This window comes from Pedobacter sp. (assembly GCF_965227205.1).
GTDB lineage: Bacteria > Bacteroidota > Bacteroidia > Sphingobacteriales > Sphingobacteriaceae > Pedobacter.
This window is the reverse complement of record NZ_OZ245727.1, coordinates 557,666-579,236: the sequence shown is the minus strand read 5'-3', so window position 1 is coordinate 579,236 and position 21,571 is coordinate 557,666. Positions and strand designations below refer to the sequence as shown.

18 protein-coding genes are annotated in these 21,571 nt (G+C 34.4%); 9 read left to right on the top strand and 9 right to left on the bottom strand.

Annotated features, from left to right (window positions below; translation table 11 throughout):
• Window positions 1-5 precede the first annotated feature (5 nt).
• The 3 genes from ACO05K_RS02285 to ACO05K_RS02275 all read right to left on the bottom strand — a co-directional run bounded on the left by ACO05K_RS02285 (window position 6) and on the right by ACO05K_RS02275 (window position 4,300).
• Entirely contained in the window at window positions 6-1,850 is a 1,845-nt protein-coding gene (locus ACO05K_RS02285) for an alkaline phosphatase (protein WP_421942847.1), read from the bottom strand.
• Between the two features lie 134 nt (window positions 1,851-1,984).
• Window positions 1,985-3,310, bottom strand: coding sequence for an amidohydrolase (locus tag ACO05K_RS02280; protein ID WP_421942846.1), 1,326 nt, complete (start codon window positions 3,308-3,310; stop codon window positions 1,985-1,987).
• A gap of 141 nt (window positions 3,311-3,451) precedes the next feature.
• Entirely contained in the window at window positions 3,452-4,300 is an 849-nt protein-coding gene (locus tag ACO05K_RS02275; protein ID WP_421942845.1) for a helix-turn-helix domain-containing protein, read from the bottom strand.
• A gap of 126 nt (window positions 4,301-4,426) precedes the next feature.
• On the opposite strand from ACO05K_RS02275, the gene map reads away from it, so the two are divergent.
• A complete protein-coding gene (map, locus tag ACO05K_RS02270) occupies window positions 4,427-5,221 on the top strand; it encodes a type I methionyl aminopeptidase (protein ID WP_421942844.1) in 795 nt (264 codons plus the stop codon).
• 12 nt (window positions 5,222-5,233) lie between these two features.
• Complete coding sequence (locus ACO05K_RS02265) at window positions 5,234-6,235, top strand: FAD:protein FMN transferase (RefSeq protein WP_421942843.1); 1,002 nt, start codon at window positions 5,234-5,236, stop codon at window positions 6,233-6,235.
• 132 nt (window positions 6,236-6,367) lie between these two features.
• Here ACO05K_RS02265 and ACO05K_RS02260 read toward each other — a convergent pair whose 3' ends face one another.
• From ACO05K_RS02260 to ACO05K_RS02250, 3 genes are read right to left on the bottom strand one after another with little or no spacing between them, the layout of a single operon-like run.
• Complete coding sequence (locus ACO05K_RS02260; protein WP_421942842.1) at window positions 6,368-8,557, bottom strand: PepSY domain-containing protein; 2,190 nt, start codon at window positions 8,555-8,557, stop codon at window positions 6,368-6,370.
• Between the two features lie 13 nt (window positions 8,558-8,570).
• Window positions 8,571-9,056: a DUF2271 domain-containing protein gene (locus ACO05K_RS02255; protein ID WP_421942841.1), complete on the bottom strand. Its 486-nt coding sequence runs from the start codon at window positions 9,054-9,056 to the stop codon at window positions 8,571-8,573.
• Window positions 9,057-9,060: 4 nt separating this feature from the next.
• Entirely contained in the window at window positions 9,061-10,533 is a 1,473-nt protein-coding gene (locus ACO05K_RS02250) for an ankyrin repeat domain-containing protein (protein WP_421942840.1), read from the bottom strand.
• A 423-nt stretch (window positions 10,534-10,956) separates the two neighbouring features.
• Between ACO05K_RS02250 and ACO05K_RS02245 the strand changes: the two genes are divergently transcribed.
• A complete protein-coding gene (locus ACO05K_RS02245; protein WP_421942839.1) occupies window positions 10,957-11,487 on the top strand; it encodes an OmpA family protein in 531 nt (176 codons plus the stop codon).
• 186 nt (window positions 11,488-11,673) lie between these two features.
• Here ACO05K_RS02245 and ACO05K_RS02240 read toward each other — a convergent pair whose 3' ends face one another.
• Window positions 11,674-12,123, bottom strand: a complete 450-nt coding sequence (locus ACO05K_RS02240) for a hypothetical protein (protein ID WP_421942838.1) — start codon at window positions 12,121-12,123, stop codon at window positions 11,674-11,676.
• 50 nt (window positions 12,124-12,173) lie between these two features.
• Window positions 12,174-12,632 (bottom strand): hypothetical protein, encoded by a 459-nt coding sequence (locus tag ACO05K_RS02235; RefSeq protein WP_421942837.1) that lies wholly within the window; start codon window positions 12,630-12,632, stop codon window positions 12,174-12,176.
• 352 nt (window positions 12,633-12,984) lie between these two features.
• Here ACO05K_RS02235 and ACO05K_RS02230 point away from each other — a divergent pair, with 352 nt between their 5' ends.
• From ACO05K_RS02230 to ACO05K_RS02210, 5 genes are all read left to right on the top strand, one after another.
• The gene (locus ACO05K_RS02230) at window positions 12,985-14,334 is read left to right on the top strand and encodes a M28 family metallopeptidase (RefSeq protein ID WP_421942836.1); all 1,350 of its coding nucleotides are present in this window, start codon (window positions 12,985-12,987) and stop codon (window positions 14,332-14,334) included.
• Window positions 14,335-14,376: 42 nt separating this feature from the next.
• The gene (locus tag ACO05K_RS02225) at window positions 14,377-14,850 is read left to right on the top strand and encodes a TspO/MBR family protein (protein ID WP_421942835.1); all 474 of its coding nucleotides are present in this window, start codon (window positions 14,377-14,379) and stop codon (window positions 14,848-14,850) included.
• A gap of 68 nt (window positions 14,851-14,918) precedes the next feature.
• Complete coding sequence (locus ACO05K_RS02220) at window positions 14,919-17,198, top strand: patatin-like phospholipase family protein (RefSeq protein ID WP_421942834.1); 2,280 nt, start codon at window positions 14,919-14,921, stop codon at window positions 17,196-17,198.
• Window positions 17,195-17,725: a hypothetical protein gene (locus ACO05K_RS02215; protein WP_421942833.1), complete on the top strand. Its 531-nt coding sequence runs from the start codon at window positions 17,195-17,197 to the stop codon at window positions 17,723-17,725. Before ACO05K_RS02220 ends, ACO05K_RS02215 begins: the two co-directional genes overlap by 4 nt.
• Window positions 17,726-17,791: 66 nt before the next feature.
• Complete coding sequence (locus ACO05K_RS02210; protein ID WP_421942832.1) at window positions 17,792-18,367, top strand: 2'-5' RNA ligase family protein; 576 nt, start codon at window positions 17,792-17,794, stop codon at window positions 18,365-18,367.
• On the opposite strand, the gene ACO05K_RS02205 is transcribed toward ACO05K_RS02210, so the two are convergent.
• Entirely contained in the window at window positions 18,368-20,785 is a 2,418-nt protein-coding gene (locus tag ACO05K_RS02205; protein WP_421942831.1) for a BamA/TamA family outer membrane protein, read from the bottom strand.
• On the opposite strand from ACO05K_RS02205, the gene ACO05K_RS02200 reads away from it, so the two are divergent.
• On the top strand, window positions 20,776-21,522 hold the full coding sequence (locus ACO05K_RS02200) for a TrmH family RNA methyltransferase (RefSeq protein WP_421942830.1): 747 nt from the start codon (window positions 20,776-20,778) through the stop codon (window positions 21,520-21,522). The two genes, ACO05K_RS02205 and ACO05K_RS02200, sit on opposite strands and share 10 nt — an antisense overlap.
• The last annotated feature ends 49 nt before the right edge of the window (window positions 21,523-21,571 follow it).

Below are 21,571 nucleotides of genomic sequence, written 5' to 3'. Positions count from 1 at the left end.
AAGATTTATTGTGCCCTTTTAAGTGCTAAAACGTTAAGTATTTTTTTGAAGATTTCGTTATTCGGATAAATGCCTTTAAACTGCTCAGACTGCGGACCATAAGCAAAAACCGGAACCATGATATTAGTGTGATCATCAGTACTGAAATGACCTGTAAGCTTTCCTGCTGATTCATCCGCATCCAATAAGGTAAGTCCACCAGTTTCATGGTCGGCAGTAATAATTACCAACGTTTCTCCATCCTTATCGGCAAATCTCAAAGCGGCTTCAATGGTTTTGTCAAAATCATGCATTTCGGTAACCACAATTGGCAAATTATTCGAATGACCGCCATGATCTATCTGCGCTCCTTCAGCCATGATAAAAAAGCCGTTCTTATTTTTTGATAGCAGTTCAGTAGTTTTTGAAAGCGATTGTTTCAAAATATCGCCTCTTCCTTTTAAAACAGGTTTAACATCATCAGCAGTTAATAAAACTAATTGTTTGCCAGAAGTTTGTTTTGAAAAAGCAGTAAAATCTGTACTTAAATTAAAACCATTTGCTTTTAGTTTACTAATTAATTGCGAATCTTTATTGGCATTAAAAACAGCTTGATTTGAGCCGATAAGAATCTCGGCTTTTGAGGTTAATAAATCAACTGCAATTTCATTGTTCATACTGCGCTCAATTTGGTGCGCATAAAATGATGCAGGCGTTGCATCGGTAATATCGCCAACACTAATAATTCCGCTTTTAATACCGAAAGCAGCTAAAGTATCAACTAAATTTGTCTTTTTTTTGCCATCCGTTCCAACACCAATATATCGGTTATTGGTTTTTTCGCCCGTGGCCATAGCTGTGGCGCCTGCTGCAGAATCTGTATTTCCAGAATTTGCAGCCGCAGTTTGCGAAAATCCAATATTTTTAATGCGGCTGATGTTTAAATATCCATGGTTTGCAATTAAGCCAGCATGAATTTGCGCCAATCCCATTCCATCACCAATTAAAAGAATTACATTTTTAACCCTTTTATTTTGCCCATCAACTTTGTATTCCGGCGTGTAAACTGGGTAAGGTTTTTCTAATGTGTAAGTCAGTTTATCCTGATGAAGATAAAAATCTGCCAACGCTGTAGGTTTATCGGTATTTATCCAGTCGGCTCCCAAACGCTCTAAAACTATCCAGGTATTCTGAGTATCAACTGTAGCCCAAAATCTAAATGGCTTCCCTAATTTATGCGCATCATCAATTACCTTTTTAAGTTTTGCGTAATCAGTTGGTGTTGGTACACCTTTTCCATTCCAAACGGTGTACTTCTTAATATCCTGACTAATCATGCCAACTTGTTTAAGCTGGTCTGCAGTATAATTTATTTCTGGTCTACCATCAAAAAAAATATAATCTGGCCAATCCTTAAAATTTGCAGGTTGCGGCATATTACCACTTATTACAATTTTAATGGCATCAGGATTTTTCGCTACGTTAAACACATCGCCAAATTCCTTTAATTCTGAAATAAGCTTTTTCAAAACATTAGGATGGTCTTCTTTAATATCAACAACCAGTTGCAGTTTTTTTAAGCTATCCTTAAATGCATAATTTTTATTTGCTGCAAATAAATCAGCCAAAGGCGATAAATAAAGGTTTTTAAGCGTTCTGCCGGCTTTGATTTCTTTAGCTTCGTGAGCAACATAAAGTTCTCCATCTTTCAAAAAAACGTCGGCTTCTATTGAGTTCATTCCGGCATAATACGCAGCCTGTAAAGGTATATTTTGATGGTAATCGTTGTGGCTGTGCCCTTGGCTTTTTGAATTTTGGGCAAAAATTGATGTCGATATTAACATCAAAATATTAAAAAGAATTATTCTCATGGATGATTTGATAATTTCTCCAAAACTAAGCATGCAATGTTTTATTAATATTAACGATTTAACTTTTATTTGAATAAAACATAAAAGCCACCTCTCATCGAAAGGTGGCTTCAAATAAACGTTTAACGCTTTAGTTAAAAAACCAGATTCCCATTATGAACTAAAGATTTTACCGGAGATATTCTGGAAACTGCTTCAGCCGAACAACTTGCATCAATTAATACAAAATCTGCTTTATCGCCTTGCTTAGGCCATGCTTGTTTACCTTTATCATCTAATGGAAGAATATTTCCAGTTGCAATTTTTAAAATTCTCGATAAATCAAACTCAGTTCTGTAGCCATAAATTTGAGCCGCTACATTCGCCTTTTGCAAAATGCTTCCGGTTCCAAAAGTGCTCCAATGATCTACAATGCAATCATTTCCGGCAACAACTTCTACTCCGTATTTATATAATGTTGGAATTGGCATCGGCGTACCAGAAAGCGGAATAGTCGAGGCAATACCAATTTTTGCTGCACCTAATTTCTCTGCCATTTCTTCGGTTTTATTTTTATCCAGATAACGAAGCGCAAATGCATGGCTAACATAAGTTTTACCTTTTAATACCGGATTTTCGTTAACCTTATCAACAAGATATTCAATTGTTTTCACTCCAGATTCTCCCGACTCGTGAAGATGAATATCGATTCCTTTTTTATTATCCAAAGCCAATTGAATAATGTAATCCATGTGTTTTTCAATTCCGCTATCAATAGATGTTGGGTCAAGCCCACCGATGAAATCAATATCCATTTTTGCAGCTTCTTTTAACAATTCATCAGATTTGGTATAATAAATTCCATGCTGAGGAAAAGCTACAATTTCGGCACCGAAAGATGCTTTCTTATTATCAAGTGCTTTCTGAAGATTCTTCAAAGAGTTTAGCCTTGAAGTTGGTTCGATATTTACATGAGATCTTGCATATCCCGTTCCATACGATTGTAGCAACTCAATTAATTTTTCTGTCCGTTTTGTTGATGTCTTTAACAGTTCGGGGATAATTTGCTGTTCAAAAGCAATCATATCCTTCACGCTTTTATTCTTTTTTAAATGCGCCTGCCACGGTAATCCGTAATAAGTTTTATCCAAATGGATGTGCATATCTTTAAAAGAAGGTAGCATTAAAAATCCTTTTGCATCAATTGCATTTGCTTTCGGATTATTTGGCAACACACTTTTAATTTTACCAGCTTCAAGTTCAACAATAAAAAGAGCAGTTTTTGTTTTGATAACCTCATCTCCATCGTACTCAAAACCTGTTTCGAGCAATACATTTTTTAAAATCAGGTTTTTATTGGTTGATACAATGCCACTTTTTTCATGTGCTTCAACATTTTCCGTTGATAACAAATAAGAGCTTGCCAATAAAATAGAAGAGTTTCTGATAAAATCCTTTCTTGATATATTTTGTGGTATCATAACTTGTGAATTGAACTAAACAAAAATATATTACTCATGATAATTCAGAGAGTAGAATTTATATCAAAAATTGTATAATTTATAACAAGTTCCTTTCGAACAGATACACAAAATCTCAATTCAACGATAAAATAGTTTTATTTATAACTGCTTTCTAAATTCGTTTGGCGTTAATGAGGTATATTTTTTAAAAAATTTTGAAAAATATGGCACATCAAAAAAACCTAAATCAAAAGCTATTAACTTGATTGGTTTTTCTGTTGTAAGCAACATTCTTTTCATCTCCAATATTAATCTTTCGTGTATAAGTATAGTTGCTGAAAAATGAAAATGCCTTTTGCAAAGTATGTTTAAATAATTGGCCGAAATATTCAGTTGTTCTGCATAAAATGAAATTAACTTTTCATTTTTATAGTGATTTTCGATGAGTGAAAGGTACTTAACCAAAATAGGATTGGTTTTGTAGATTGTCTTATCATCGAAAAATTTCTCAGCTTCCTGGCTAATCATTAAAGCAATAAGTTTTATTCTCGAAATAATGATTTCCCACAATATAACCTTTTCCTCAAGTTCAGTTTTTATTTGCTTAAATTCATATAAAACCTTTTCATAGATGGTTTTATCTAAATTAATCACCGGATGGTTTTGGTATAGAACGAGTGAAAATCGTAATGAAGCAGCCAGTGTTTCAAACACAGTTTTACTAATCATTATCTGGTGTGCGTAGGTATCAGATTTTAAATCCCATTTATGAATTTGCTCTGGAAACAGCATATGCAATTGAAACGGTACAACATTATGCTCAACGAAATCGATATTATGATAACCGGAACCATTTTCAAAAAGCATAAACAGGAAAAAATCATGCTTGTGTGGTTTTTCTATAATTCGTTCACCAATTATTTCATGGTACAACAAATTATCTCCTGAATCTTGCTTCTGCCAAAACTCACTTAAATCAAGCTTAGGAAAATTCTTCAAAGCATCCATTGGAGAAAATTAACAATTTAAAAGAAATATCCCGAAAAATTCATCCATCATAAATAACCATAATCTGTCTGTAAGCTTTCTTAATCAAAAACGGCTTTTAAAAAACTAATTGTTAATTTTGCGGCAATGATTATTTACAAAACTGACGAACAAGTAGAACTGATGAAAATCAGTGCGCTTTTGGTAAGCGATACCCTAGCCGAAATTGCAAAAATTTTACGCCCGGGTTTAGCAACAATTGAAATTGATAAACTTGCAAACGAATATATTTTAGATAATGGCGCAGTGCCTTCATTCTATAATTACAGTGGTTTTCCGCATCACATTATAACATCTGTTAACGATGTTGTTGTACACGGTTTCCCGGGTAAAGAAACGCTTAAAGATGGAGATATTATTTCTGTTGATGTTGGCGTAATCAAAAACGAATACCACGGCGACCATGCCTACACTTTTGTAATTGGCGATGCAAGTGAAGAAATTTTAAAATTAGTTAGAACAACTAAAGAATCTCTTTTTATTGGTATTAAAGAAGCTGTTGTTGGTAAGCGCTTAGGCGATATTGGTTTTGCAATTCAAAATCATAATGAGAAGCAAGGTTACGGTGTTGTAAGAGACTTTGTTGGTCACGGGTTGGGTAAAAGCATGCACGAAGCGCCACAAGTACCAAATTACGGTAAACGCGGAAGTGGTTTAATGTTAAAAGAAAATTTAACAATGGCTATCGAGCCGATGATAAATATGGGCAAGAAAGATGTATTTATCGATAAAGACGGTTGGACAGTTAGAACTGTTGACGGAAAACCATCGGTACATTTTGAACACGATGTTTGCGTTAAAAAAGGTAAGGCACTTATACTATCTGATTACACGCCAATTGAAGCTGCAGAACAAAACAATATTAATCTAAAAGTTAGCTAGTTTAATTAAGTTTTGAGATTCTATCTGCTTATTTCATTATTATTTCTAAGTATTGCCGGCAATGCACAGGTTCAAAAAAAACGGACCACTATGCTTATGGGCGGTCGGTTTGAAATTACCATAGTTGCTAAAAACGCCAAACTTGCCGAGCAGAATATTGATACTGTAATTAATGAGATAAGCAGAATCGAAGCTTTGATTTCTGATTGGAAGCCGACATCACAGGTTTCGGAAGTAAACCGAAATGCCGGAGAAAAACCTGTAAAAGTTGATAAAGAAGTTTTTGAACTTACAAAAAGAGCCATCAAACTTTCGCAACTCACAAATGGTGCATTCGATGTTAGCTTTGCTGCAATGGACAGAATCTGGAAGTTTGATGGCTCGATGATGGAAATGCCATCCGCTGATGCAATTAAGAAATCAGTAGAAAAAGTTGGTTATAAAAACATCATTCTAGACAGTGTAAATTCGACTATTTTTTTGAGTAAAAAAGGCATGAAGATCGGATTTGGCGCTTTGGGAGAAGGTTATGCCGCCGATAAATGTCGTGATATGATGCTTGCAAAAGGAATTATAGCAGGTATTGTTAACGCAACCGGCGACATGAGCACTTGGGGAAAGCAGCCTAATGGCAAAAAATGGCTTGTTGGTATTACAAATCCGTTTAATAAAGATAGCCTTTTTGCTGCTGTACCACTTTACAATAGTGCAGTCGTAAGTTCTGGCAGTTATGAAAAGTTTGTAATGTTCGATGGAAAACGATATTCGCACATTATAAATCCGGCAACGGGTTATCCTGCAACTGGTTTAAGTGGCGTTACTGTTTTCGGGCCAGATGCCGAATTGGCAAATGGCTTAAGTACATCAATAATGGTTTTGGGTAAAGAAGCTGGATTAAAGTTCATCAAGCAATTCCCAAAATTTAGTTGCATTATGTTTAGCGATAATGGTGAGATTTTTCTATCTGATAATCTGGATAAAAAAACCATTGAACGCTGGAAAAAGATGCTTTAGAAAGGTCACTAGACCGATAAAAGTAAACCCGATAGCAGTGGATTCCGATTTTTCTTCGGCAGCAACGAATAGCGGGACTAACGACTGAAAAAATCTTCTGCCATTGCTTTCCAAAAAAATATTTCTGCGCTGTTAATAACAATCCATCAACACCTGACCATGAGATTGGTAGAAACTGATGCTTTTACCTTCATTCTGTTGGCAAAGATTTTCTAGCCATTCAATTACGTCATTTTGCATACTTAAAGAGCCGCAAAGCATAATTACGCCATCATTCTTCAAAGCATTATAAATTAACTCCGCATCTCTTGCAAGCAAATCTTTAACATATTGTTTTTCGCCTTCGCGAGATAACGCAACATTTAACTTTGTGAGTTTATCGGCTTCGGTATTTAAGGCATTTTCGTAAAGTTCAAAAGAAATTTTATTTCTGAAACCGCAATATAAATGTATATTTCTGTCCTTGCTAAACTGGTCTATCATGCCCAAAAATGGTGCAATACCTGTTCCATTCGAAACCATAATTACGGTTTTTGCTTTTGCCGGAAAATGAAAATGTTGATTCTTTATCAAAGCGGCATTGAGGGTTTGTCCAACCTCCAAATTGTACAAAAAGCCTGAGCCTAAACCACCATCATGCAGTTTAACACTCAACTGAACATCTTTCCCAATTTTACCGATAGAATATTGCCTTTCGCGATGATCGTTTGCAGGATAAATTGCCATTAAATCGCCAGAAGTAAATCTTTTCCTTTTTTTAGAACTTAAACGAATGATAAAGGATGTTTCGGTATTCGTTGAAATTTTCTTATCAACAACAGCAAACTGATGAAGTTTTACCGGCTTGGTTTCTAAAAGTTTGGATAACGATGTTAATTCTACATTCGAATTTTGCGCCCAAAGCGTTGCCCATTTGGTAAAATCTTCAGGCGATCTATCGTTAACGGTATGAATTTCTAATAACGGTTTTGCCCAACTTTGATGAGACAGTGCATTATTTACTTCGTATCCGAACTTACAAAAATCGGGATATGAATGTGAGCCAAACGCAACTACAGAAAAATCGATATGGTTTGGTTGTTTAAATTTTTCTAAAAGTGCTATAAACTTTGAGGAATTGGTTGGCGCCTCTCCTATTCCGTAGGTTGCCGTTAAAACAATTAGCTGTTTAGCTTTTGGAAAAACCTTATAATTATTTAATTGCCCGATAAAAGATGTTTGTCCGTTTTTAAGCAACTGCTGATGAATTGCTTTTGCAAAACGGAAAGTTGTACCATTTTCTGAGCCTACTAAAATAATATATTCTGCTTGCTCTGCTTTGTACTTATTTTTAACCTGACCCGATCTTCTTTTCCACCAGATTACAAAACCAGAATAAATAAAGAACAAAATATTTGCAGATGCTACAGCCAGAACAATTGCCCAAATTGCGTTGGTTCTGCCAGTATGCAAATCCATGCTTAAGGCAGTTAGCAATTTAGCATTAGAAAATGGCTGTTCGGTTAAAACATCGCCTGTTATCTGGTTTACCGTGATTTCCTTTTCATCAAGTTTTAGAGTAAAATAATCTTCTACATCTTCAGAAAATGGAAATTCGATTGATTTTACTGTAGATAATTTTGTGTTTTTAAAAACATCAAAATCAGCCATCTTCTTTTCAGGAGCAGTTTTTAAAGCATCGAAATCTACCTTGTGAGAAATTTTCTGTTCCTTAATAATTTCAAAAGTTTGTAAAGACATTATTGTTCCGGTAACCGAAATAATAATTATCGGAATTAGTAGCAATCTACCTAAAACCACATGATAGTATTGAGCAAAATTATCTTTAACAATTTTGGTAAAGAATTTTTTAAAACTACGCTGCCGTTGAATTATTAAAACCGTACCGGAAGTGGCAATCAGAAAGAGTAAAAATGCGGTTAGACCTATAAAAAACCGACCCAATTCATGCAAGAAAAGCGAACGATGCAACGAAGTTACCCATTGAAAAAACTCGTTTTCTTTTGCAACTTTACCCAAAGCTTTTCCAGTTTTCGGGTCGATGTAAAACTTTCCAGAATTATCGTTTAAATCAGTAGCGTCAACAACAACAAATTGATTGTTATCAACTGTTACTTCGATAATATCAGTATAATTTTTTGTGAGGTTTGGAACCAAGTCAGCAACGGTTAGCTGATTAAAATCTTTTGCCTTATAAGGCTGAATTTTTTCGGTTACGGGCTTAAAAGAAAGGATGACACCCGTTACGGAAGCAAGGGTTAAAAAAAGAAAAGAAGATACAGCCAGTGCTAAATGGCTGTATCTCCATATTGAAATTGTCATTTAAAAGCTTTTATTAGTTCGCACTTAAACGAACGTATCTAATGTAACCAGTACCTTCAGTTTTAGCAGCAATACCTTCTGTTGTTAAAGGCACTTCTAAATCTTTAACGATGTATTTTTTATCCTCAACAGCCGATTCAAAACGCAAAGTGTAGCCTTTGTTAATTTTAGCATCTTCTATTTCGAAGGTTGTAACGCTTCTATCGCCACCAGTTACCGAAGCGCCAGTAATTGCACTGAGGTTTGTTGGTTTTGCTTTATAAAACTTATGCCATTCTTTTACATCCGGGTACCATTTTTTATCCGAACCCATAACGTAAAGCGTTTTTTCGTAAGCACCTTTGGCATCAACCAAAGAAACAACGATATAAGCACCTTCTCCAACATAATTTGTCATCTGCAACATACACTTGTATTTAGTAGTTTTTTGCGCCATCGAGGCGAAAGACGTAGAAAATACAATGCCTAAACCAAGGCATAATTTATAAATGTTATTCATTATTTTATTTTAAAAAGTCAATCGATATTTTGTTCTTAGAAAGAAATTCGTTTTCAGTAGCTAAATCGTAAGGTGTTTCTTTAAAATCAGTTGTTAAATCTTTTTTTGCACCGATAGAAACGAGATATTTCATTAATTCAGTTTCTTTTGCCGTCATTGCAGCTTTGTGTAATGCAGTGTAACCTTCTTTATTCTTAAGGTTTACATCAATTTTTAAAGGTTCGATGCGTTTTAATAAACCTAAATCGTTCTTCGCAACAGCTAAATGATACAATGAATTTCCGTTATCCTGAACTTTTTTAAGATCGAAGCCTTTATCAGAAAGCAATTTGAATTTTGCTTCGAAATCTTCCATTCCGCGTGGATTGTAAGCCTGGAAAAGGTAAGCAGCAAGGTTGTCTCCACTTTTATCAACAACGTTTAAGTTTGCACCTTTATCAATTAAGAATTTTACTACTTCTGCAGAATTGCCACGAACAGCTAAATCTAAAGCAGAAACACCTTTAACATTTACCTGATTAATGTCTTTAACATTTTTTGCAAGTAATTCAAGTGTTGCTAAATCTCTGTTAGCGGCAGCAGCATTCATAAATGGTGTGTTACCATCCTTATCTGCTTTATTTACATCAACACCTTTTGAAAGGAAATAATTGATGATTTCTTCTTGTTTTGGTTTACGAACGATGTTGTGCAGAGCAGTTTCTCCATTGCTACCAACAGCGGTAGGTTTAATTTTTAAACTTTCTAAGTATTGAAATACCTCTAAACCATTTGAAGTTCCACGTCCACCCTGACTTGCCATAATCATAGCATTATCAGTGAATTTAACGCCTTTTGCAAGTAATTTCTTCATTAATTCGATGTTACCACCTCTAGCAACATAGTTGAAAGCTGTATTTCCGGCAGCATCTTTACTATTTAAATCCAATCCTTTTGATACGAAATAATCAGTAAGTGTTAAGTCTTTATCATTCGGAATAGCGATTAACAATGCATTTGCACCATCGTGATTTACATCCTTTTTTAAATCAGAACCATTTTTTACCAGTAAATCATAAACTTTTGGATCTTTCTGACCGCCTGCCGCAGCAAAAGTTAGTGCAGTGTAACCGTGGCTATCCTGAACATCAATTTTAGCACCATTTTTTAAAAGATGCTCCATTACCGGAATATTTCCTTTTGATGCAGCCCAGATTAAATAAGTTCTGCTATCATGCGTTAATTTATTTACATCGTTTCCAGGTTGAGCTAAAAGATATAATATAGATTCAGTTGGCGCTCCGCTGTTTATTGCAAAAACTGTTGCATCAAAAGATGATGGATTTAATTGTGAAGGACTACTACCCTTTTCAATTTCTGCTTTAATTGTTGCTAAATCGGTATTTCCTTTCCAGAAAGCCTGATCGAAAAAAGCGTTTTTTTGAGCTTGTGCACTCAAAGATGCTACTGCTAAAATAGCAAAGATGATTTTTTTCATTTTAGAGCTATGTATGTTTATTTAATTCAATTATGAATAATAGATTTTTTGCTAAGTTAGAAAGAATCATTCTAAATAACGATTTTATCTTATGTAATTTACTGATTACAGTGAATTTCCTCTTTTTCTCTCGCCATTTTGGTAGTCGTTTACTTAGTAAAATGTGCAATTCTACAGCAACTACCTATTTATATACAGTTTAAATAAATTTAAACTTAGGGCAAAAGTAAAATTTTCACTATGCCATAAATGACTGCAAAAGGAGAGATTACAACGAAACACGGAGTTAATTAGGGCTTGCTTTTTTAGTGAAAACATTTCCATTAATTAAGCCAATAAAAAATAAAATTATAAGTTAGCGGCCGAAAAACCGTTATAACTATTAATCATTCGTATCAAACAAACGTTAAACAGTATTAAAACATGAACATTAAAAATCTTTTTTTCACAACTATTATTGGATTATTTGCCCTAACAATGTACTCTTGCAAGGCTAAAAAGCCGCTTGCAAAAACAGAACCAGCTCCAATTTCAAAGCCAACTCCACCAGTTGAAGAGAAAAAACCTGCACCAGACCCAGTTAAAGAAACTGAAGCACCTGCACCAGTAGAAAAGCCAAATTTCAATTTAGATAATATTCAGTTTGAGTTTAATTCGGCAGTATTAAAAACTTCATCTTTTTCTATTTTAGATAAAGCAGTTGCCGAAATGAAGAAATCTCCGAATACAAAATTCGTGTTAAACGGACATTCATCTGCAGAAGGAACACCAGAACATAATATGTCGTTATCTATTGATAGAGCAAATTCTGTAAAATCATACTTAGTTAATGCAGGTTTAAATGCATCAAACTTCAGAATTGTTGGTCACGGAGAGAAAGAACCTATTACAACAAATGCCAATGAGGAAGGCAGAACTTTAAATAGAAGAACAGAAATCAAAATTGATAAATAAGAAAATAAGGCTGTTTCAAAAGTAGAATTTTATAATTTGCGAGGAAACTTTATTTCGTTTTCTCGTCATTCTCGCGAAGGCGGGAATCCTAAAGCAAATACAAATCGCTTTAGGATTCCCAATTAAATTGGGAATGACGACCGTTCAAATATAATTTGCATAATCTTTTGAGACAGCCTTATTTTATTAATCTATTGCCATAATCTTACCATACTTAAATTCGGTCTCCACGGGAGCATCAGCAGGGTAAGTAATACATTTTATAGTAAGCATAGTATTTGTAATGGAGAATTTTCCCTTTTCGAATAATTGACGGTTCACATTTCTTTTCGTAGCATTTCCAGCCGAATTAATTTCTACATCTTCATTAATGTTAACAGTTAAGTTGTCTCCATCAATTTTGTAAACGCCGTTAACTTCTCCACTTTTGTAGTTGCTAGTCCAAATTTCCATAGTAAAGCCACCTCCTGGTTTAAAAACTAATCTTCGTCCAACACCAGTTAGCCCTGCTTCTTGCCAAGCTCCGGTAAGTACATCAGTTTTACCTTCGGGTTCTGATTTACTTTTTTTACAAGAAGCTATCGAAATAGTTAAGAGAAGAAATAATCCAAAAGTTTTAAGCAAGTTGTTTTTCATAGTTTGAGGTTTTTATGCTAAAACGATAGAAGTGCCGACAATGCTACAAATCAATAATCTTCGTTCTCCATGCCAGTTTCAAGGCGTTTGAGTTCTGCATCCATATCAAGCATTGCCATTTCTTGTTTTGCAATTAATTCGCGGCAAGCGGCAAGTTGACTTCGTAAATCGAAGATTTCCTTTTGAAGTTCTATTAAACTTTTTCCCGTTTCTTCTTGCATTTTTCTCAGCTCGAGCCTGGTCATGAAACCACCTTCGCTTAAAAAAATATCTAAACCTGATTGTTTACCAATTAAAGCAGGCAATGGATGGCCATGAACTTCTCCAATAAGCATTATTAAGTTTAACTGACTTAAAAGTTGTAGATATTCGGATGCAAGAATTGCATTACCCCTAAATATATGGAGCACCCTGTCTGTTTTAACATATTCCTCATGCTGAAACTCTTGTAGTATTCTATCCAAAAGTTCACACTTGGCCGAAGTTAAGTTAGTAGGAAACTTATCCATTACTATTTTTTTGAGGGATGAAAAGCGTATAGGGTTGTAATTTGTTTACAAAGAATAAATATAGAAAATTTACTTGTGTTTTTTTAGTGAAACACGCTAATAAGTTACATTAAAGCGAATAGAGTGAGTAAAAACCCAAAACCTTTATGTTTAATTTTCGAATTCTAATCGTCTTATTCAAACAACATTTACTTTTTCAACTCATTTTACGCAAATCCGGATATGCAGTAAATTCAAAATTTAAAGATAATTTCACAAATCAATTATCTTTAAATTGTTACAGCCATTTAAAATAACATCTTAAAATAAACATCAACAATCAATACATTAGCATTATTAATTATCCTTATAGATGAAAAAAATATTTACCCTTTTATTTTTTGGGAGTTTCGCACTTTCGGTTCATGCTCAAACTATTGTAAATCGCCATGCGGATATAGATAAAATGGTTAAGTCGGTTAACGCCGATTCGTTGAAATCATACATCACTAAAATGGTTTCTTTTGGTACAAGAAGCACAATAAGTGATACAAAAAGCAAAACCAAAGGCATTGGCGCAGCAAGGAATTGGGTGGTAAATAAATTTAATCAATTTGCAAAGCAAGGCGATGGAAGATTAACCGCCTTTTTAGATACTGTTACAATTAACCCTGATGGAAAACGTGTTGATAAACAAATTTTACTCGGTAACGCAGTAGCAATTTTAAAGGGTACGGATGCGAATGACAAAAGAGTATTTGTGGTAAGCGGTCACTTAGATAGCCGAGTTACGGATGTAATGAACAGAGTAAGTGATGCCCCGGGAGCTAATGATGACGGTAGCGGTGTTGCTGGAGTAATTGAAGCCGCAAGAATTATGAGCCAATATAAATTTCCGGCTACGGTAATTTTTGTTGCCGTAAGTGGCGAAGAACAATCTTTGCTAGGCTCTGGCTTTATGGCTGCGAAAGCCAAAAAAGAAGGTTGGAATTTAGAAGCCATGCTTAATAATGATATGATTGGCAGCAACAATGCCAGCGAAACGCAAATTATTGATAATACTAAACTTCGTGTTTTTAGTGAGGGATTACCAGTTTACGAATTAGATAAAAATGCGAAAAACATCCGCCAGTTTGGTTTAGAAAACGATGGCAAAAGCCGCCAGCTTGCCCGTTACGTTAAAGAAGTTGGAGAACGTTATGTAGATCAGCTTGAAATTAAATTGATTTACCGTAACGATAGATTTTTACGCGGAGGCGACCATACACCATTTGTAGAAAACGGTTTCTCAGCTGTAAGAATTACAGAAATGAATGAAAATTTCGAACATCAGCATCAAGATTTAAGAACTGAAAAAGGTGTGGTTTATGGCGATCTAATCGAGTTTATGGATTTTGAATACCTGAGAAAAAATACTGCTGTTAACATTTCAGTTTTAGCAAATTTGGCGAAGGCTCCTTCTATGCCAACTGAAGTTAAGGTTGATGTTAAAAACTTAAGCAATTCTACTTTCTTATACTGGAAAGCTCCAATTAACGGAGGCAACAAAGGCTATTATATTTTAATGAGAGAAACCAGTAGCTCGGTTTGGCAAAAGAAATTTTTTACTACAGCTACAGAAATGCGCTTGCCTTATAGTAAGGACAACTATTTATTCGCTGTGCAAAGTGTAGGGAATGAGGATAATGAAAGCCTTCCTGTTGTACCTTCAGTTGGAAGATAAAAACCTTTTAGGTTAATTCTTGTTTAGTCAAAAAATTATTGAATGAAACTTAAACCTATAGCTTTAATTTTAAATATTGCCTTAACACTTGGTGTTGGTGCATTAGGTGGTTGGGCAACGGCAAAATCAGTTCAAACCTGGTATCCAACGCTTAATAAACCTTCTTTTAATCCACCAAATTGGCTTTTTGCACCGGTGTGGACAAGCTTGTACATTATAATTGGAGTTGCCGCTTATTTGGTGTGGATTACAAGAGATAAAATCGAGCATTTCCCAAGAACTGTAGCTATCTACATTATCCAACTGATTTTAAATTTAGCCTGGTCTTTTATATTCTTTTATTTACACGAAATTGGTTTTGCATTATTTGAGATAATATTTCTACTCATTATGATTATAGTGAACGCAACTATTTTTTATAAAATTGATAAAGTTGCAGGTCTCCTATTCATTCCATACATTATTTGGGTAAGTTTTGCATCATTTTTAACTTATAACATTTACATACTCAACTAACTTTAAAAGAAAACCCTTATTTTTAGTGAGTGGTAACTTTTAAAAAATATTTGCTGATACTTTTCGTTTTGTCCTGTTTCAAATTACAGGCGCAAAAGGTTGGTTTAGTATTTAGCGGTGGCGGAGCTAAAGGATTAGCACATATCGGCACTTTAAAAGCACTTGAGGAAAATCACATTCCTATCGATTATATCACAGGAACATCAATGGGTGGAATTGTTGGTGCCATGTATGCCGCCGGATATACGCCCGCTCAGATTGAAAAAATTGCCACAAGCGATGAATTCCAAAATTGGGTTAACGGAAGATACACCAGCGATTATACGTATTTTTTCGAAAAAAATGCGCCGAATGCATCAATGCTTACTGCAAAAGTTGCTGTTGATTCTGGCTTCCATTTTAGCTTCCGTTCTAATATAATTAATGATATTCCCTTAAATTTTGCTTTTTTAGAGTTATTCTCGCAAGCATCAGCAGCTTCAAAAGATAATTTTGATAACCTTTTTGTGCCTTTTAGATGTATGGTTGCAGATGTACTTTCGCAAGAGAGCATAACCGTTAATAAGGGAAGTTTGGCTGAAGCTGTAAGAGCAACCATGACTGTACCAATAATTTACCGACCAATTAAACTTGATGGTAAATATGTATTTGATGGCGGTTTATATAATAACTTCCCTGCCGATGTAATGCAGAAAGAGTTTGCTCCAGATTATATAATTGGTGCAAATGTATCATCAAAAACATATAACGAATATCCGAAAAGTAATGATGAAAGATTAATGAACCGGTTTTTAGTGTTTATGTTTCTTTCGAAATCAGACTCGACAATGGTTGGAAAAAACGGAATTTACATTCAACCAGATTTAGCAAATTATAGTGTTACCAATTTCTCCCCGGTTAAAGATTTAATTCAGAAAGGCTATGATGCAACCATGGCCGATATGGATCGAATTAAAGCCTTAATAAAAAGAAGGGTAAATGATGCAGAACTTGCTACAAAAAGGGAGAAATTCAACAGAAAAAAACCAGATTTTATATTTAAAAATATTACCGTTACAGGCGTTAATGCACAACAAAAACGATATGTAGAGCGCTTATTTAAAAGTGACAAAGAAACATTTAAACTCGAAGATATAAAACGTGGTTATTACAAATTAGTTGCCGACCAAACCTTTGAAACCATTTATCCAAAAATTGTTTACGAGCCTGCAACAGATAACTACACTTTTGAAGTTGTAGCGCAACCTAAAAAAAGTTTTAAGTTGGATTTGGGTGGAAATATCTCTACCCGCCCTATCAGCAATGTTTTTTTAGGCGCTCAATACAATTATCTAAATAGAAAGGCATATACTTTTGGAACCAGTTTTTATTCTGGCAGATTTTATGAATCTGTACAGGTAAGCGGCAGGATTGATTACCCGACAAAGCTACCGCTGTTTTTAGGTGCAGAGCTAACTTACAACCACTGGAACTTTTACAATACCAGTCAGATTTTTATCGAAAACCCACGACCAATTTACATAGAACAAGCCGACAGAAAGATTGATTTAATGATGGGTTTTCCATTAAATTACAATACTAAGGTAGTTTTGCATGCTGCATTTATCAACAACCAGGATGAATATAGTCCAAACAATTCTTTTGCAGTTGGCGATTTATTAGACCAAACTGTTTCTAATGGTTTCAAGGCCTCCTTAAATCTCGAAAAAAACTCTTTAAACCGTAAGCAATATGCAACCCGCGGACAAAGTTTTACCTTAAGTTTTAATTACACTACAGGGAGAGAAAATTATAATCCGGGTAATATATTTAGAAACGTGGTGGCTCCGAATACAATAAAACCATTTAATCAAATCAGGCAATGGGGCAGCATTAAACTTTCGCAGGAAAATTATTTTCTTCATCTAAATAAATATACTTTAGGTTATTTAGTTGAGGGTGTTATATCAAATCAGCCACTATTCAATAATTATTACTCAACCTTGCTTGTTTCGCCTGCATTTTACCCATTGCAAGATAGCCGTTCACTTTTCTTAGATAAATTTAGGGCTTCAACTTATGCTGCAGGCGGTATAAAAAACATATTCAACATTAGAAAAAGTTTAGATTTAAGATTAGAAGGTTATTTATTTTTACCGCATAAAGAATACGAATTAAATAATTTGCAAGATATTGCTTACGCAAAAGCGATTAGTAAATTACGTTACGCGGCTACAGCTGGGCTGGTTTATCAATCTCCGGTTGGTCCGGTTAGCTTAAGTTATAATTTATATAACGATGCGATTAAAAGAAATGGTGTATTATTGCACATTGGTTACTTAATTTATAATAAACGTTCTATAGAATGAAAAGAGGATTTATCTTGTTTTGTCTTTGCTTAACCAGCGTTTTTGGTTTTGCACAAACTCCGGCAATTAATAATTTTTTAGTTAAAGAGAATCTTTTAAAAAATAATAAACTGGCAATTATCGCTGCCGATTCATTAGATAACCCAAACGAAAATATTAACGGCACTTATACTTTTAGTGTAAGTGGCTTTACACAAAGCCTAAAATTTAACGATGGTATTGCTGTTTTACCACTACCAATTGAGCGTTCTACATTTGTGTATCTAAAACATCAAAACGATACAGGCACACACAGCAAGTTGGTTTATGTTTATAAAAAAGACAGTGATTTAAGTCCATATCCAATTAACAGTTTATGGTTGTTTATCATTCCAATTTTATTGGTGATAATTGCCTTCGCTTTCAGAAAACTGATAATTTTTGCAGTAATAATTTTTCTGGTTTTCGTATATTTTAACCACAGCAGTGGATTAAATCTGGCTACATTTTTCGAGAGTATTTTCGATGGATTAAAGAGTTTATTTTAGTCAATCTTTAATAAAAATTCTAAATACCCCCCTTTAATTATACTAATTTTTTTAGTATTTTTGAGTATGGAAAATTTATTTTTGGTCTGTTTAATTCCGCCAATATCTATTGTTGAGGATATTGATGTAATTCGTAATCACATTTCAGAAAAATATCAGGTTTTCGAATCCTTAAAACGACCGGCACATATTACACTTTATAATCCTGTAAAAATATCCTCGCTAGAAAAAGAAAAACAATTTTTTAGAGCTTTGGAAGATTCGGCTTATTCTCTTTCATTTACGCAGGTGATAAAGAATTTTAATTCTTTTCCGCAGCACACCATTTATATTGATGTTGAGCAAAATAACCATTTAATGCAGTTACAGGCGCAAATAAAAAGCGAATTAAAACCTTTGAAACTCCTCGACGAAAAGAATAATTTCAAATTTACACCTCATTTAACAATTGCATTTAAAGATGTAAAGCCAAATCATTATGCCTCAATAATGGAAGAATATGGTGATAAAAATTTCAAGCGGACATTTGAAGTAAATCACTTTTCGATTTACAAACACATTGATAAAAGATGGCAACCATTCAAAGAAATTCAATTTAAAAATCCGGAAGCAAAACCTGGCGTTTTAAATTTGTTTAGCTAATTAGAAAGGCATCCCAATACCGAAATTATATTGCAAGAAGCGATATGTATCGGGTGCATGAGTTAAATTATAGTTGTTTCTAAAATCTCTTCCACCAGATAAAAATTTGCCAATTACCCACTGCTCAGAACCGTTGAATTGTGGATCTTTAACTTTTAAACCGATATCAAACCTAAATACAAAATACTGTACATCGTACCTAAAACCTGCACCTGCACCAATTGCTGTTTGCTGTGCCAGTTTGCTAAATTTAAGGAGTGTTTGTTGTCTGATTTCTTCACTTATGTTACCGCTTAATGTACTTTTACCATTAATATTCCACACATTTCCCATATCCACAAAAGCAGCTCCTTTTAAAACTCCACCAAAAAATTTCCTCAATAAAGTATAACGATATTCAAGGTTGGCTTCAATCTTCATCTCTCCTAACTGATCCAAACCAAATAAAGTTCTTCTGCCTAAATCAGTTCCAATAACATCGCGATTGTAATTACCTGGCCCTAAAGTTCTCGCCTGCCATGCTCTGATTCCATTAGAACCTCCAGCAAAAAATAATTTCTCAAACGGAATACCACGTTCTTCAGAGTTTCCGTAAGCATAACCAACACCAGCCGTTAACCTGGCCACAAACTGATTTGTACCACCTAAATGCTTATACCAGCGAATATCTATTTCTGGGCGAACATATTGGTTAAAAGGTAAACCCAACAACTTAGCAGAATTACCATTTGCAGGATCTCTTTCAGCACCAAATGCGTTTGTTATACCTTGCAATAAGTTACCGGCAATATCAACACCACCACGCAGGTAAACAAATGTTCTTAACTGGTTAAGTTTATCGGCATTTAAAGTGTAAGTGTACTTCATGCCTAAGGTTAAATCTTTTCTACCTAAAAGGATGCCGTAGTATATGTTGTTCAACAAAATCTCCTCCGGAATACTTGGGTCTAAATTTCCGAACCTATACTCAAAGTTGAGTGGTGTAAAGCTGTGCAGTTTCGATTTCGTTTCAAACCAATCGTAAGTAATGGAATTGATAAATATCCTCCTTACCGAAATATCTTTTTGCAAAGCATAGATATAACTCGATGAAAAAGTTGTGTGTGGCATACCATTTCCACCCAAAACCGGATTGTAGAAAGGTATAATTAATCGAGGAACACTAATGCTAGCACTAATTGAGAAATCTCTTTGGTAAATGTCGCGGAAAGGCGAAGTGCCATTACCGATACGAGATTGTAACCCGCCTTTTAACTGCAATTCGAATCGCTCTGCGCCACGAAACAGATTATTGTTGGTGTAAGTGTTACTCAGGTTAAAACCGACTGTACCGCCGTTAAAAGGCACCTCACCTTCAACCCTATTACTCATTACCTTTTGAGGCGTTAAAAGTATAATCGGGTTAATTTTATTCGATGTACTGTCTCTGCGATAGTAATCAATCTTAACATTTTTGAAAATATTAAGTTCATACATTCTATCATAAGTAAGCTGTTCGTTTCTAATATCGTAAAGTTCGTTTTGCTTTAAAAAATCGTAACGAACAATTGGATTTCTTCTATATCGACCAGAAAAATCGGTATAAACAATTCCATTAATGGTGTCTTTACTCAATTTATACCTTGCAGAATCCGGCAAACCATCCGGACTTGGCGCTATCAGCATGTGTGTATTTCCGATAGTAAATTGTTTATGTTCGCCATTTGGCGGATTAGTAATATTCAGTTTTAAATCAACTTTTTTAACATCAGCTGTTTCAATCACATCGAAATTTACAAACGGACGTAAAAATTCATAATATCCGTTTTCTTTCATTATACGATAAATTTGATCTCTTTCGTAACTTAATGAATCAGAATCGTATTGCATACCCTCATGCAAATGTGTAAACGTAGGTTTTTCCTTATGATAAACGGCTCTAACCTGAGGCGTAAAAATAGAATCAGATAATTTCCCGATGTACGAAGCCGGACCAGATTGAGCTTTGAATTTTATCTCCGCTTTTTTTTCTTTAACCTTAATATCTGAAGTAACCTTTGCCTGAAAATAACCTTTTCCCCGCAAAAACTTCTCAATTTGATTTCTTGAAATTTCTACCAAAGCACTATCTAAAATTGCCGGTGGCGAACCAAAAGGTTTTATATCAGTAGTTTTGTATCTGCCATCTTTTGTATTAAATAAATTGTAAAGCGGTACATTAATACTAAACGCTGATGAAGGACGAATATCTTTCTGAACATAGTTGTAAGCCTGTTCTTCAAACTTAGCATCAACACTATCTATGGTAACTTTTTTAACAATTGCCTGGTAATCTGGAATGTATTTAGTTGATGAGCAACCCTGTATTAAAACAATAATTAATAGTAATATTGCAGGGCTTTTCAGTTTAGAATATTTAAAGGATTTGTATGCTTTCAAAATCTCAGATTAGTTTTATTAAATCGTTACATCAAAAAAAATATCGTAAAGAAAATGGTCTTTTTTTAGTTGAAGGTATAAAATCTATAAAGGAATTTATACAATCAAACTATAAAATTGAAACCATATTTTACAACACAGAACAGTATCATTTGTTGCCCAAATTACCTGCAAATATAAACTTATTTGAAGTAAACAACGCTGAATTAAGTAAGATTAGTACATTGCAAACACCGCAAGGTTTTTTAGCTGTAGTTCATACACCAGAAACGGCTTCTGTAAATTTAAAAACATTAAAAAATCAGTTCACAATTGTTTTAGATGGCGTACAAGATCCGGGCAATATGGGTACAATAATTCGTACGGCTGATTGGTTTGGTTTTAAAAATATTATTTGCTCTGAAGATTGCGTAGAAGCTTACAACCCAAAAACCGTACAAGCAACAATGGGTTCGTTGGCAAGGGTAAATATTTATTACGAGAATTTAATTTCGGTTTTAGGAAATACGGATATCCCAATATTTGGAGCTTTGCTTGATGGAAATTCTATCTACAAAGTAAATTGGGGAACTGAAGGATTAATTATTTTGGGTAACGAGGGTAATGGGATAACACCTGAAGTTATTGAAAAAATAAATAAACCGGTTACTATTCCGAGAATTGGAGGAGCAGAATCTTTAAATGTTGCAGTAAGTGCTGCAATCTTTTGTGCTGAAATAGTGAGGGTTCGAAATTAAAAGCAGATTTTATTTGCGGGCTAACTAATAATTGCTATTTTTGCAGCCT